16 protein-coding genes and 1 pseudogene are annotated in these 13300 nt (G+C 70.9%); 6 read left to right on the forward strand and 11 right to left on the reverse strand.

The window, feature by feature from the left end:
* Positions 1–75: 75 nt before the first annotated feature.
* The 3 genes and pseudogenes from AA23TX_RS14380 to AA23TX_RS14390 all read right to left on the reverse strand — a co-directional run bounded on the left by AA23TX_RS14380 (position 76) and on the right by AA23TX_RS14390 (position 2784).
* Positions 76–582: a hypothetical protein gene (locus AA23TX_RS14380; protein WP_155543026.1), complete on the reverse strand. Its 507-nt coding sequence runs from the start codon at positions 580–582 to the stop codon at positions 76–78.
* Complete coding sequence (locus tag AA23TX_RS14385; RefSeq protein ID WP_155543027.1) at positions 579–1016, reverse strand: helix-turn-helix domain-containing protein; 438 nt, start codon at positions 1014–1016, stop codon at positions 579–581. Before AA23TX_RS14385 ends, AA23TX_RS14380 begins: the two co-directional genes overlap by 4 nt.
* A gap of 494 nt (positions 1017–1510) precedes the next feature.
* Positions 1511–2784, reverse strand: a pseudogene (locus AA23TX_RS14390) (IS1634 family transposase).
* Between the two features lie 63 nt (positions 2785–2847).
* Between AA23TX_RS14390 and AA23TX_RS14395 the strand changes: the two are divergent.
* Entirely contained in the window at positions 2848–3204 is a 357-nt protein-coding gene (locus tag AA23TX_RS14395) for a DUF8817 family protein (protein WP_155543028.1), read from the forward strand.
* Positions 3205–3207: 3 nt separating this feature from the next.
* Here the strand turns inward: AA23TX_RS14395 and AA23TX_RS50130 are convergent, their stop codons facing one another.
* Positions 3208–3423, reverse strand: coding sequence for a hypothetical protein (locus AA23TX_RS50130; protein ID WP_230862486.1), 216 nt, complete (start codon positions 3421–3423; stop codon positions 3208–3210).
* Positions 3424–4056: 633 nt separating this feature from the next.
* Here AA23TX_RS50130 and AA23TX_RS14405 point away from each other — a divergent pair.
* Positions 4057–4722 (forward strand): nitroreductase, encoded by a 666-nt coding sequence (locus AA23TX_RS14405; protein WP_155544447.1) that lies wholly within the window; start codon positions 4057–4059, stop codon positions 4720–4722.
* Positions 4723–4772: 50 nt separating this feature from the next.
* On the opposite strand, the gene AA23TX_RS14410 is transcribed toward AA23TX_RS14405, so the two are convergent.
* On the reverse strand, positions 4773–5162 hold the full coding sequence (locus AA23TX_RS14410; protein ID WP_155543029.1) for a helix-turn-helix transcriptional regulator: 390 nt from the start codon (positions 5160–5162) through the stop codon (positions 4773–4775).
* 55 nt (positions 5163–5217) lie between these two features.
* On the opposite strand from AA23TX_RS14410, the gene AA23TX_RS14415 reads away from it, so the two are divergent.
* Positions 5218–5787, forward strand: a complete 570-nt coding sequence (locus tag AA23TX_RS14415; RefSeq protein ID WP_155543030.1) for a GNAT family N-acetyltransferase — start codon at positions 5218–5220, stop codon at positions 5785–5787.
* Here AA23TX_RS14415 and AA23TX_RS14420 read toward each other — a convergent pair whose 3' ends face one another.
* Together AA23TX_RS14420 and AA23TX_RS14425 are read right to left on the reverse strand one after the other, a co-directional pair.
* Positions 5788–7464, reverse strand: a complete 1677-nt coding sequence (locus tag AA23TX_RS14420; protein ID WP_155543031.1) for an MOSC and FAD-binding oxidoreductase domain-containing protein — start codon at positions 7462–7464, stop codon at positions 5788–5790. It lies immediately after the preceding gene.
* A gap of 14 nt (positions 7465–7478) precedes the next feature.
* Positions 7479–7979 (reverse strand): CGNR zinc finger domain-containing protein, encoded by a 501-nt coding sequence (locus AA23TX_RS14425; RefSeq protein ID WP_155543032.1) that lies wholly within the window; start codon positions 7977–7979, stop codon positions 7479–7481.
* 93 nt (positions 7980–8072) lie between these two features.
* Between AA23TX_RS14425 and AA23TX_RS14430 the strand changes: the two genes are divergently transcribed.
* From AA23TX_RS14430 to AA23TX_RS14440, 3 genes are read left to right on the forward strand one after another with little or no spacing between them, the layout of a single operon-like run.
* Positions 8073–8942 carry a DUF427 domain-containing protein gene (locus tag AA23TX_RS14430; RefSeq protein WP_155543033.1) on the forward strand — a complete coding sequence of 290 codons (870 nt, stop codon included), beginning with the start codon at positions 8073–8075 and terminating at the stop codon, positions 8940–8942.
* A 1-nt stretch (position 8943) separates the two neighbouring features.
* A complete protein-coding gene (locus AA23TX_RS14435) occupies positions 8944–9654 on the forward strand; it encodes an SDR family oxidoreductase (protein ID WP_155543034.1) in 711 nt (236 codons plus the stop codon).
* Positions 9647–10075 (forward strand): VOC family protein, encoded by a 429-nt coding sequence (locus AA23TX_RS14440; protein ID WP_155543035.1) that lies wholly within the window; start codon positions 9647–9649, stop codon positions 10073–10075. The genes AA23TX_RS14435 and AA23TX_RS14440 overlap by 8 nt, the downstream gene beginning before the upstream one ends.
* On the opposite strand, the gene AA23TX_RS14445 is transcribed toward AA23TX_RS14440, so the two are convergent.
* The 4 genes from AA23TX_RS14445 to AA23TX_RS14460 all read right to left on the reverse strand — a co-directional run bounded on the left by AA23TX_RS14445 (position 10060) and on the right by AA23TX_RS14460 (position 13295).
* Complete coding sequence (locus tag AA23TX_RS14445) at positions 10060–10842, reverse strand: glycoside hydrolase family protein (RefSeq protein WP_155544448.1); 783 nt, start codon at positions 10840–10842, stop codon at positions 10060–10062. The genes AA23TX_RS14440 and AA23TX_RS14445 overlap by 16 nt on opposite strands.
* A gap of 127 nt (positions 10843–10969) precedes the next feature.
* On the reverse strand, positions 10970–11899 hold the full coding sequence (locus AA23TX_RS14450) for a DODA-type extradiol aromatic ring-opening family dioxygenase (RefSeq protein WP_155543036.1): 930 nt from the start codon (positions 11897–11899) through the stop codon (positions 10970–10972).
* Entirely contained in the window at positions 11899–12792 is an 894-nt protein-coding gene (locus tag AA23TX_RS14455; RefSeq protein ID WP_155543037.1) for an alpha/beta fold hydrolase, read from the reverse strand. Before AA23TX_RS14455 ends, AA23TX_RS14450 begins: the two co-directional genes overlap by 1 nt.
* On the reverse strand, positions 12789–13295 hold the full coding sequence (locus tag AA23TX_RS14460; RefSeq protein ID WP_155543038.1) for a cupin domain-containing protein: 507 nt from the start codon (positions 13293–13295) through the stop codon (positions 12789–12791). Before AA23TX_RS14460 ends, AA23TX_RS14455 begins: the two co-directional genes overlap by 4 nt.
* Positions 13296–13300: the final 5 nt, after the last annotated feature.

The following is a 13300-nucleotide window of genomic DNA, read 5'->3' on the forward strand; positions in this document are numbered from 1 at the left end:
CCGTTGCCCGGCGACGAGGCCGGGTTGAGGTGGCGGGCGGGCACGAGCGCGGTCGGAGGCCTGCCGCTGCTCACGTCACCCACGGTCGCCGCCGTCGTCCAGCGCTGAGCGCAGCCGGTCCGCGACCGAATCACCCCGATGGGCCAGGCCCGTGTGCTGGCCCAGCATGGACGCGAAGAACTCCGCCTCCCGCTCCTCCACGCTCGAGTACCCCGCGCGCCCCAGCACGCGCCGGACCATCGCCGGGTCCAGGCTCGGCAGCAGCAGCCGCATCTGCTCGGCCGGGGTGAGCGTGGCCGGGTAGTGGTCGCACAGCATGTGGCCGATCTCGTGCAGCACGATGTGGTCCTGGTGCGGCGCGCTCGTGTGGCGCTCGTACGCGATCAGGTCGGTCGTGTCCGTGGCGATCCACAGCCCGCACACCTCGGACAGCCCCGGCAGCGGCAGCAGCCGGATCGGGCGTCCGCGGCGGGAACCCAGCGCCGCGCACAACGCCGGTACGTCGAAAGCGGCCGGCAGGTCCAGGTCCCGCAGCACCGCGGCGAAGCGGTGACGCAGCTGCCGTCGCCCGCGCGAGCTCATCGTTCGGCGTCGCTCGCCGGTTCGGGCAGGCCCTCGAGCTCGCGGACCCGGTCGACCATGTCACTGATCGCTTCGAGGCTCTTCGCCGACAACCCGCGCGCGCGAAGGGCGATCTGGCGGACCGGTGCGTCGCGGAACGCGCTGAGCAGCGTCAGCTCGGCGTCGATGCGCTCGGCTTCCGCGTCGTCGAAGAAGTACGCCGGGGGCACGCCGAAGAACCCCGCGAGCGCTTCGAGGTGCCGTTTGGTCGGGTTGTCGCGCAGGCCCTTGCGCAGCTGCCACAGGTAGGTCGCGGAGATGGTCGGGCCGCCCTGGGCCCGGATCGACTCGGCGACCTCGTCGAAGGTGTATTCGTCGCCGTCGGCGGGACGCACGACGCCGAACAGGTGGTTCAGCTTCGCGGAGAGGGTCCCCGCCGCGATCTCCTCCGGCATGTCCGGAGTCTACCGCGCCGCCAGCTGCGGTGAGGCGGGTTCGCGGCCACCGGTCCACCTCAGTTGACCGTGTCGGTCACCTCAGTTTACGATCGGACCGGGATTCACCAACTGATGTGAATGGGCGAGGGGGCGGTTCACATTTTCCGCAAGAGCGCGAGAACGATCGCGGGACGGCTGGGCGTAGTGGGCGCCGCCGCACTGCTCTACGCCCACTGCATCGGAGGCGCCGGCTGCCCTGCGGGGCAGCGAACCTGAAGCGAAGACGCTTCTCCCGCCGTCGCGCTCGTCGCGGCGTCGAGCTGTGAGACGACACCACTCGTCCACCTGACTCGTATAACGGTCTATACGACGGTGCTTTCCGGATCCGGCCCGCCGGTTCCGGTGGCGTTGACGCGCATCGTCGCCGTCCGGCACCTCGGGCCGGCGGACGCCCAGTGCGCCGGGGTTGGCCGCTAGCCGGTCCCCCTCGGTGAGACCTGACTTGGCTCAAATCAGTGCGCACCGCGGTCGTGGATGCGGGTGAGGGCATCGCGGAGGTCGTCGGGTAGCGGGTCGACGGCGGTGAGGGTGTGCTCGCCGGCCTGGATGTTGATGGTGCGGTAGCGGCGGGTGGTGCGCACGAACTTCTTGATCGACCAGCCGGTGGTCTGCTCGATCCACCTGCTGACGGCCAGGGCGGCGAACACGACCGTCAGGTGCGCGTCGATCGACTCGCGCTCGTGGTGGTAGATCGGCCGCGCACGTAGGTCGTGTTTGGACATTCGGAACGACTTCTCGATGTGGAACAGTCGGTGGTAGGCGTCGATCACGAACTCGGCGGTGACGTCCGGGAGGTTGGTGACGTGGCCTTTGAGGCCGGCAAGGGCGCGTGCTTTGGCTTCCAGGGTCCGGTTGACAGTCTTGGTGGCGCCGGTGAGCTGGATGAACCGGTTGCGTTTGACCGCGGTCTTGCCGGCGACGGCCTGCTCGGCCTTGGCGACCTGTTCGTCGATGCCGTGCAGGGTGCGCCGAGCCCGGTCCGCCCGGTACTGGTAGTAGATGATCTGGTCGGCAGCATCGTAGTGGTCTCGCCCCGGTTGCCCTCGAACGCGTTGACCATCAACGGAAACCCGCTTGCGTCGGTGAGCAGCCCGATCGTGATCTGCGGCTCCAGGCGGCGTTCTTTGGAGAACCCGGGCTCACGGAACCCGTCCCCGGCATCGGTCTCGAAGTACAAGGTGGACACATCGTAGAGAACCAGTGACGCCGGCCCCGGATCAGCGGTGCGGGCGCACGCCGCGGCCAACTTCTGCCGCCAGGACTCTTTCGCGAACGCGGGCAGACGCCGCTTGAGAGTCGCGTACACCGGCGGGTCGAAACCTGCCTCCTCGACCACCCGCAGACTGTCCAGCTTGCTGGTCGGCTCGACGATCCGTGCCAGCACCAGTAATCGGAACACCTCGTCACCACCAGCGGCCTCCTCGAACCCCAACAGCTGGTAGGCGTGGCCGAGCGCGTCCCACAGGTACCCCATCCGCGACGACGTGATCGCGAGCGGCCCACCACCAGCACCACTGCCGGCCTGCAACGCCGCGAAGTCCGGGCCGAAGTCGAGCTCGGGCTGCCCCACAGCCAGACGCTGCCTCGCCACCGCCTTGAGCGTCTCCAACGCCGCATCGTCATGCGCCGAGCCGATGTGCTCGATGTCCCGCGACCCGCGACGCGAGGAGTGCACGATCTGCAGCTTAGGGCGCAGATTTTCGCCGTTCACACGACGAAACCGCAGCTCAACAGCCAGCACCCTACCCAAGATCAGCGATCTTGAGCCAAAGTCAGGTAAGGTGACGGAATGGTCATGCGGGTGGCGATTCCCGTGCTGCCGTGCCGAGATGTGCAGTCAGCGCGGTCGTACTTCACGGACGCGCTCGGATTCGACACCATATTCACCTGGGAGACCCCACCTAGCTACGCGGCCGTGATCCGCGACACCGCCGAGTTCCACCTGTACGCCGAAAGCAGCGTCGGCCCGGCCAGGGTGACGGTTGTCGTCGACGACGTCGATTCCTGCCACGACGAGCTGCGCGCCCGCGGCGCCGACATCGTCGAGCCACCGGCTGACCGGCCCTACGGGATGCGCGACTTCAACGTACGGACACCCGATGGGCACTTGTTGATCTTCAGCCAGCCGCTTACCGAGTACGGGTGACCATCAGCGGACCAGTCGGAAGAATGACCGGACCTCGTCGACGAACAACGCCGGCTGCTCGAACGCCGCGAAGTGGCCGCCCTTGCCGGGCTCGTTCCAGTACCGGATGCTCGGGAACCGGGCTCCGCCCACCGCCGAGACGAGCGCTGCAGCTCCTTGGGGAAGACCGAAGAGCCGGTGGGTACGGTCACCGGCGCGCCGGCCGACCCGGAGATCCATTCGTTGACCTGCCGGAGGCTTTCCCAGTACAGCCGGGCGGATGAGGCACCGGTGCCGGGCAGCCAGTAGAGCATCAGGTTGTCGAGCAGCTCATCCCGGGTAATAACCGCTCGGCACCGGTGAGGTCGTCCAACGTGGCCGGATCGGGCGGTGCGAGCGGCGGCATGAGATGGATGCCGGCGACCCGATCGGGTTGCCGTTGACCGATGCTCGTGGCGATGCTGGTGCCCCAGTCGCTGCCTGGGCGCCGAACCGCCGGTAGCCGAGCCGGGCCATCAGCTCGCACCACGCGTCGGATATCCGCTCGATCCCCCACCCCGGCGCGGCCGGCTTGTCGCTGAAGCCGTAACCGGGAAGCGATGGGCAGACCCCTGGAACCGGCCGCTTGGTGCGCAGATTTTCGCCGCTCACACGACGAAACCGCAGCTCAACAGCCAGCACCCTACCCAAGATCAGCGATCTTGAGCCAAGTCAGGTCGCCGTCCGGCACCCCGGGCCGGCGGACGCCCAGTGCGCCGGGGTCAGCCGCTAGCCGGTCCCCTCGGTGAGACCTCGCCGACATTCGTCTGGTCGAGCAAACGTATCGAATGATACGTTCTCGTTCGTAACGAAGTCTGCGAGGTGATCCCGATGATCGACGTCTACGAAGCGGTCACGAGCCGGCGGGCGGTGCGCGCCTTCGACGACCGGCCGGTCCCGAAAGAGGTACTGGAGCGGGTGCTGTCCGCGGCGGCCTGGGCGCCGTCCGGGTCGAACCTCCAGCCGTGGCACGCCTACGTGCTGACCGGCGCTCCGCTGGCCGAGCTGAAGAAACGCGCCGGCGAGCGCCTGGCCGCGGGCGATCCCTGGGATGAGCCGGAGTACGAGATGTACCCGTCCGCGCTGAAATCCCCGTACCGCGAACGCCGATCCGCGTTCGGCGAGCACCGCTACGGCGCGCTCGGCATCCCGCGCGAAGACGGCGAAGCGCGGCAGCGGGCCGCTTCCGCGAACTGGGATTGCTTCGGCGCTCCCGCCGCGTTGTTCTGCTACCTCGACCGCGAGCTGGGCCGGCCCCAGTGGTCCGACGCCGGCATGTACCTGCAGACCGTCATGCTGCTCCTGCGTGCGGAGGGACTGCACAGCTGCCCGCAGATGGCGTGGGCGAAGTTCCACCGGACCGTCTCGGAGATCGTGGCGCCGCCGCCCGGGCTGCTGCTCTTCTGCGGCCTGTCGATCGGCTTCGAGGACCTCGCGGCGGACCGGTCCCGCATCGGCCGGGCGCCGCTCGGCGCCACGGTCACGTTCATCGACGCCTGACGCGTCCGTCCGGCCGGAGCCCGCCCGGCTGACCGGAGTCGACAAATCGGCTAACCGAAGGCCGTCAGGAGCTTGTCCAGTGCGGTGCGGGCCGTGGCGGAGGTGTAGGGGCCGAGAGCCACGAGGGACGCGACCAGCGCCGCGACCTCGCCCGGGCTGAACGTCACCGGCGGCACGACGGCCGGCATCGAGAGCCGGTAGCCGCCGCCGGCGCCGCGCTTCACCTCGACCGGGACACCCGCCTCGCGCAGGCGCGTGACGTCGCGCTCGACGGTCCGCACGGTCGTCCCGGTGCGCTCGGCCAGCACCCGGCCGGTGACGAACCGGGGCGCCCGCGCGCGCATCTCCTCGATCAGGGCGTGCTGGCGCTCGACCAGCGGCACGGCCTGGTGCAGCTGGGTCATCCCCGGGTAGCGGCCGGAGCCGACGAGCCGATCCACGCGCGTCCCCCTAGCCGACATGTTCCTGTCGGGAATCGGATTCTACGGTGATTCCATGATCCTGGTCCGGCCCGCTTCGCACTTCGAAGACGTCGCTTCGATCCTCAACCCCAGCGGGAACGAGCGCGCCTGCTGGTGCCTCGCTTACCGCGTCACCTCGGCCGAATACAGTGCGCTGCGCGGCGAAGCGCGGGCGGAGCGCGTCCGGGGACTTTGCGCGGACGAGCCCGCGCCGGGCGTGCTCGCCTACGACGGGGACACGCCGGTCGGGTGGTGTGGCGTCTCGCCGCGGTCGCGCATGGAGCGGTTGAAACGCTCGCGGACGATGCCTCCGCTCGACGACCTGCCGGTGTGGAGCGTGGTGTGCTTCGTGGTGCGTTCGTCGCACCGGCGTCAAGGCGTGTCGGCGGCGTTGCTCGCCGGGGCGGTCGACTACGCGCGTGCGTCCGGCGCCCTGGCGGTCGAGGGCTACCCGGTCGACCCGGAGGGCGCGCGCATCAGCTCGAGCGCGGCCCACGTCGGCACGACGTCGCTGTTCGAAGCGGCGGGGTTCGAACGGGTCCGGGCGACCGAAGCGCGGGCGGACCGCCGGGTCCGCTGGCTGATGCGGCTCGATCTCCGCTGATCAGAGGTCTAAGACGACGTCCTCCCGCGGCCGCGCGCAGCAGACGAGCGCCTCGCCCGCCGCCGGCGGCTCCAGGGGCTCCGGGTCGTACTCCACCCGGCCCGAGAGCACCGGCGTCACGCACGTGTGGCAGACCCCGGTCCGGCACGACCAGCGCGTCGGGACGTCGCACGCCTCCGCGAACTCCAGCAGGCTGGGGTACTCCTCGTTCCACGGCACCGTGAGCCCGCTGCGCGCGAACGTCACCGCCGGGCCGGTTCCCGCCGCGCCCGCCGGGGCGTGCGGGGTCTTCCGGACGACGCCGGTAAGTCCCGGGTTGATCGCGGACACTCCGCCGAACAGTTCACTGTGGACGCGAGAGGCGTCGAAACCCAGTGACACCAGGCACTCCCGCATCGCCGTCATGAACGCGTCCGGGCCGCAGAGGTACGCGGTCGCGTCCCGTGGAAGATCCAAAGTGGACAATACCGAGCGGGTGAGCCGGCCGCTTTCCCTTGTGTAGTGGACGTACTCGCGGCCGTCGGGCAGGCTCGCCAGCAGCCGGTGCGCCTCGGCCGCGAACGCCTGCTCGGCCGCGGTCCGGGTGGTGTGCAGCCACCAGACCGGCTGCGAAGCCCGGCGAGCGGCCAGTGCGTGGAGCATCGCCAGGACCGGCGTCACGCCGATGCCCGCGGACACCAGCACCACGGGACGGTCGTCGCCCGCCAGGACGAAGTCGCCGCGGGGTGCCGCGACGTCCACCAGCGCGCCGGGGGCGAGCCGGCCGAGGAGGTAGCTGCTGACCACGCCGTCGCGCTTGACGCTGATGCGGTACTCGGCATCCGACGGCGCCGCGGACAGCGAGTAGCTGCGGACCGGTGCGGGGTCGCCGGCGCCGGGGACGCGCAGCGTGAGGTACTGGCCGGGCTCGGGACGGGGGAGTGGCTCGCCGTCGTCGGCGGCCAGGTGGATCGAGGACACGGCCGGGCTTTCGGGCACCACCCGGGCGACGCGCAACGGCCGGAAGCCGCGCCACCCGCTCGGCGCGGGCGCGGGCTTCGCCGCGAGCAGGTCGCGGAAGGACCCCTGCCAGCCGGGGCTGAGCGCCGGGATGTCGACGGCCTTGCGGAGCGCCTCGGTGTCGCGGCCCGGCAGGTACAGGAGCGCGTCGATGTCCGCGACGCTCATCTCGTGGCGGCCGGTCCGGGTGCGGACGATCTCGTCGCCGGCCTCGACGTGGCCTTCGGTGACAACGCGCAGGTAGAAGCCGGGCCGGTGGTGCGCGACCAGCAGCGACGGCATCCGCGGCTCGCCCAGGCGCATCCCGACGCGGAAGCACGTGACGCGCGGCTGGGTGACTTCGAACTCGGCCTCGCCGATCCGGTAGCGGTCGCCGATGTGCACTTCGTCGTCGGGCAGGCCGTCCACGGTGAAGTTCTCGCCGAACTGGCCGTCTCCGAGGTCGTCGCGGCCGAGGAACCGCCGCCAGTGCTCGTAGGACTGGCGCTGGTACACGAGCACCGCGCGGTTCTCGCCGCCGTGGCCGCCCAGGTCGCCTTGGCCGTCGCCGTCGACGTTGAGCCGGCGGACCAGCAAGCGGCCTTCGACGGGGTACTTGAAGATTCCCGTGTGGACGGTGCGCCCCTGCCAAGGCACGTCCTTCGGCATCCCGACGTTCAGTGACACCAAGCGGGCCATCGTGGTCGTCTCCTTTAGTCCGCGGCGGTACGGGAGCGCTGGTAGTGGCGCCGGGCCTTCATGCGGTTGCCGCACACGGCCATCGAGCACCAGCGGGCGCTGTTGGGCTTGCTGTGGTCGATCAGGAAGAGCCGGCACTCGGGGTTGGCGCACGGGCGCAGCCGGCCGGGGCTCGACTTGGCGAGCGCGTCCCAGGCGAGCACGGCCCGCGCGGCGGCGGACCGGCCGGCGGGGACGTCGAGCACCCACTCGACGCCGTCGTCGCCGAAGGCTGCCCGGTAGGTGACGTCGTCGACGAACCGCGCGGCGGCGCGGGGCTCGGCCTGACCGCGGACGATCCCTTGCAGCGCCGACCGAGCCTCCAGCAGTGCGCGGTGCTCGTCGCCGCCGGCCGGTTGCCCGTGGTCGGCGAGCCACTGCCGGGCCGCTCGCTCGTCGGCGAGGTCGTCCGCGGGGGCGCCGTCGCGGACCGGCGTCGTGTTGAGCAGATCGAGGAGCAGTGTCTCGTCGGTCATCGGCCTAACCTCCAAACTCACTGTTGACAGGTTACCCTACCGGTGCTTCCATGTCTAACCATCAAACAAAGCTAAAAAGGTTAGGAGGAAGTCATGGGACTGGCCTGGCAGCAAGGACCACTGGCGACGCGGGCGGTGGGGCACTTCCTGGTCGAGCAGCCGCTGCCCGAGCGGATGCTGTTCGCCGAGCCGCTGCGGCGCCGGATGCGCGTGCGGTTCGGCGGGGAGTGGGTGGCCGACAGCGAGGACGTCGTCCTGCTGCACGAACCCGGTCGGTACCCGGTGGCGTACTTCCCGCTCGCCGACGTCCGTGAAGACGTGCTCGTCGCCGAGAACCGGACGACGACGCACCGCGACCTCGGGCCGACCGAGTGGTACGCCGTCTGGACGGCCGACAAGCACGCCCCGCGCGCGGCCTGGCGCTACACCGGCCTCCCGGGCCACGCGGACGTCCTGGGTGACCGCGTCGCCTTCGCCTGGCGGGCGATGGACGCGTTCTACGAGGAGGAGGAGCGGATCGTCGGCCACGCGGCCGACCCGTACCACCGCATCGACATCCGGCAGACCGCACGCCACCTGGTTGTGCGCGACGGCGACCGCGTCGTCGCCGAGACCCGGCGGCCGGTCGTGCTCTACGAGTCGGGCTTCGCGCCGCGCTGGTACGTGCCGCGCGAGGACATCGACCTGAGCGCGCTCACGCCGGTCGAGGGCGAGACCTTCTGCCCGTACAAGGGGCTGGCCGGCTACTTCGACATCGGGTCCGGCAAGCGCGCCGCGTGGTCGTACCCGGAGGCGTGGCCCGAGGTCGAGCGGGTGTCCGGGTTCGTGTCGTTCGAGCCGGACGTCGTCGACGTCACCCTCGACGGCCGCAAGCTCGCCCTCGAACCGGGTCAGAGCGTCACCCCGCACGGCATCGACCGGGGCCTGGACCCCGACGAACTCCTTGCTCCGAAGGGAAACTGAGATGACTCATGCTTTGAAGGACCGCACGGTCCTCGTGATCGGCCGCGGCAGCGGCATCGCCCGTGCGGTGACGCTCGCCGCCCGCGCGGCCGGGGCCACGATCGTGGTCGCCGGACGCGACGAAGAGTCCCTCGTCTACGACGATCCGGACGTCACCACCGCATCGGTCGACCTCACCGACGAAGCCTCCGTCGCCGCGTTGGCCGAACGGCTCGGCCAGGTCGACCACGTCGTGTCGACGGCGTCGGCCCGGGCGCGGGGGACGCTGGGCGAGCTGGCCCACGACGTCGTGCTCCGGTCGTTCGACGTCAAGGTGCTCGGTCCGCTGCTGCTGGCGAAGCACTTCGCGCCCCGCATGCCCGAAGACGGCTCGTTCGTCTTCTTCTCGGGATCGTCGGCGCGCAAGCCCGCCGCCGGCATGCTCGCCGTCGGCGCGACGAACGCCGCGGTGGACGCGCTGACCCGGGGGCTCGCGGTGGAGCTGGCGCCGATCCGGGTGAACGCGATCTCGCCCGGCACCATCGACACCGGGGCCTACGACGCGCTCGGCGAAGAGAAGAAGGCCGCGCTGTTCGCCGCCCGCGCGGCCACCAGCCCGGCGCGTCGCGTCGGCCTTCCCGAAGAGATCGCCGAAGCCGTCGTCTTCGCGCTGGGCAGCACCTTCCTGACCGGTGTCTCCCTCAACGTCGACGGTGGTGAACCCCTTGTCTGAGTTCAGCATCGAGGTCCTCACGCTGCCGGTCGCCGACGTCGACCGGGCGGTCCGGTTCTACCGCTCCCTCGGTTTCGTTCTCGACGTCGACTACGCGCCGAACGACGGTTTCCGGGTCGTCCAGCTGACGCCGCCCGGGTCGGCGGCGTCCATCCAGCTCGGGGTCGGCCTGACCGGTGCGGCCCCGGGGTCGGCCCGGGACCACTACCTGGTGGTGCCCGACATCGAGGCGGCACACGGGGAACTGGCCGGGCGCGACGTGCCGGTCAGCGCGCTGCGCCACAAGAAGTCCGCGGACTGGCAAGGGGACTACGCGCCGGGTGCCGACCCGGACCGGCGTGACTACGCGAGCTTCTTCGGCTTCGCCGACCCGGACGGCAACACGTGGATCGTCCAGGAACGCGGCTACACGGCGCGGTAGGCGACGCCGCTCGCGTTCGGGGTCGTGCCGGAGTAGAGGCCGGTCGTCGACGTCGACAGCGAGAACCACGCGTACCGCTCGACGTACGACTGCCCTTCGAGCATCGCGGTGGATCGCTGGACGAAATCGACCTGCTGGGCCGACGACGGATAACGCGGCGTGGACCCCGAAAAGTCGATGAGGGCGTACTCCGTCAGCCAGATCGGCAGGTGGTAGCGGTCGTGGACCTTCTGCAGGTACGACTGCAGCTGCCCGGAAGCCGCGCTCGAAAAGTCGCCGCCGTACCAGTGCAGCGGGATGAAGTCGACGCGATACCCGCGCGCCGCGGCGCCGCTCATGAACCGGTCGAGCCACCCGCCCGCGACGTCGCCGCCGTAGGCCACCGCCGGCGCGCCGAGCCGCAGCCCGGTGGACTGCAGCCGCGGCCACAGGTCCAGCGCCGTCTCGACGGGCATGCTCGCCTGGCCCGCCAGGTCCGGTTCGTTGAAGCCCAGCAGGGTGCGGCCGTTCGCCTTGGCCCGGTCGAGCTGGTCCTGCGTGACGGAGTCCTTGCCCCAGATCATGGGCACGAACTCGGTCCCGGCGGGCACGGCGATGCCCTGGGGATCGGGCGCCCACGTGTAGAACCACTTCGCCCCCACGTCCTTCAACGCGGTGGCGGCGCCGGAGTACGGGTTGGCGCTGACCCCCTTCTTGCCGCTCGCCCCGGCGGCGGGCGCGGCGAAACCGCCGAGAGCGAGAAGAACGACGGCCACGACGGCGAGCATTTTCTTCACGAGCCGCTCCTCGGTGAATGTCACGCTGGTCCGCTACCGGCGTAACGCACCGCCGAGGCGCGCGGCAAGATCGCGGTGACGCCGAGGGCACGAACAGGAACCGTCCTTGCCCGCGCGATCAGGCGACCGGGAACGTCGTGCCGATGCCCATGCCGGTGATCCACTCCGGAACCGGCTCGTAGCTGGTCCAGACGAGCGGTGCCGCCGCCGCGACCTGGCCGATCAGCCAGCAGCGCACCTCGTGGCCGCCGCTGCCCGCCATGGTTTCGAGCGTCTCGTGCCCGAGGTCGGCGATCGCCTCGGCGTCGTCGGTGGCCAGGCGGTCGAGGAACCACCGGTCCCATTCGGTGTTCACGCGCGCGCCGGGGTCGCCGCCCATGGCGCGGACGCGGGGTTCGCGGGCCGCGGCGAACGCGCGGACGTCCGCGCGTCCGTGGATCAGCGATGCGCGGCGTTCACCGGCGACGAGCCGGGGGTCGTTCGACGGCAGCCAGTGCGACAGCCCGCCGCTCGCCGCCACCAGCACCCGGCCGGGAAAGTCCGCCGAGCGCAGGGCCGCGCCCAGCGCCCGGCCCAAGGCGACGCACCGCCGCAAGGTCGGCAGCGGCGGCGCGGCCGTGTTGACGACGATCGGCACCATCGGCAGGGTGGTACCGCCGGTCAGCATCTCGTAGGTCTGCACGATGCCGTGGTCGACCGTCAGCGAATACGACAGCGACACGTCGAACCCCGCGCCGGTCAGTCCGTTGTGGACGGACCATGCCAGCTCCCCGGCGACCGGCAGCGGTCCTTCGGTGCTGCCGAAGTCACCGAACCCCACCGCGTGCTCGACGCCCAGCACGAACGGCGGCATCACGTCGTAGAAGTTGCCGTGGAAGTGGTCGGGCCCGATCACGACGATCGCGTCCGGCGCCAGCGCTTCCACCGCCCGGCGCGCCAGCGCGGCGTCGGCGAGGAACCGCGCGCCCGGGCCGCCCTCGGCCGGTGGCGGCAGCAACGTCGCGAACGGGCTGTGGGACATGCCCGCGAACCCGGCGATCCCGGCCATCAGGACGGGTCCTCTCCGGTCAGCAGCCAGGCGCGGTGGACGTCGAGGAACTCGTCGACCTTTTCCCACTGCGGCCAGTGCCCGGCGTCGTCGATGACGTGCAGCAGCGCGTCGGGCAGCCAGCCGAGCAGCAGCTCGGCCTCGTCGAGCCCGCCGGTGGGGTCGTGGCTGGTCCACAGCAGCAGCGTCGGCGCCTTCACCTTCGACACCCAGGACGGGTCCCACGCGAAGTCCTTGCGCACCTCGGGGTCCTGCAGCACGAGCGTGTTGCCGATCGCCCGGACGAACCCGGGCCGCGAGTACACCCGGCGGCGCAGGTCGACCAGCTCGTCGGTCACCATCTCCTTGTGGTGGAACAGGAACTCGACCCGCCGGCGCACGGTCTCGTCGCTCGGGTCGAGCACCGCGGCCATCGTGCTGTCGCGCATCCGGGCCATCACCTCGGGCTTGTTCGCGATGTTGCCCGGCGTGTTGAGCACGAGCTTGTCGACGCGGTCGGGGTGGTGCGCGGCGGTCCACGCGACCACCCAGCCGCCGAGCGACTCGCCGGACAGGTGGGCGCGCCCGATGCCGAGAGCGTCCAAAAGGGACACGAGGTGCGCGGACAGGACGTCGATCGTGTAGGGCCGGTCGGGCAGGTCCGACCAGCCGTGGCCGACCATGTCGTAGGCCGTGACGCGGAAGTCGCGGGCCAGGCCGGCCAGGTCGCGGGCGTAGGCCTCCAGGTGCCCGCCGGTTCCGTGCAGCAGGACCAGGTCGGGCCCGGTGCCCGCTTGCAGGACCCGCGTCCGCACCGGACGTCCGTCCAGTGGCACGTCGACGTAGCGCAGGGTGTGCTCGAGCTCGCCCAGCTCGCCCCAGATGCCGACGTGCTCGGGGATCGGCTTGGTCACTGGTCCTCCCGGTGGTCGAAGCGGGTACGGGCTTCGGCGAGGGTCGCCGATCCCGCACTTTGCCGGCGGTTCAGGCCGAACAGGCCGAGCAGCCGCGAATTCTCGATGGTCAGGAACTCGACCGGGTGCCCGGCCGAGTCGTTGTGGTGCCGGTGCCAGGTCCACGGCGGCGTGTAGACGAACGAGCCGGTCGTCCAGCTCACGGTCTCGTCCTCGATCTCGCTGTGGCCGTCGCCGGTCAGGACGAAGTGGACGGTCTCGTGGTGGTGGCGCTGTAGGTCCGAGCTCTCGCCGGCCGGGATGACCTGCCGGAACAGCTCGAACGTCGCGGTCGGCAGCGTGCCGGCGATCCGCAGCGACGTCGGGTTCGGGACGCTGCCCGGCGGTATCTCCTCGAGGTCTTCGTCGTGCACCACCAGCGGTCGTTCGCCGCCGGGGCGCACGGTGTGGGCGATGCTCGCGAGGAAGTCGGTCATGGCGAAGCCGGGGCCGGTCGTGGTCATGGCGC

This window comes from Amycolatopsis camponoti (assembly GCF_902497555.1).
GTDB lineage: Bacteria > Actinomycetota > Actinomycetes > Mycobacteriales > Pseudonocardiaceae > Amycolatopsis > Amycolatopsis camponoti.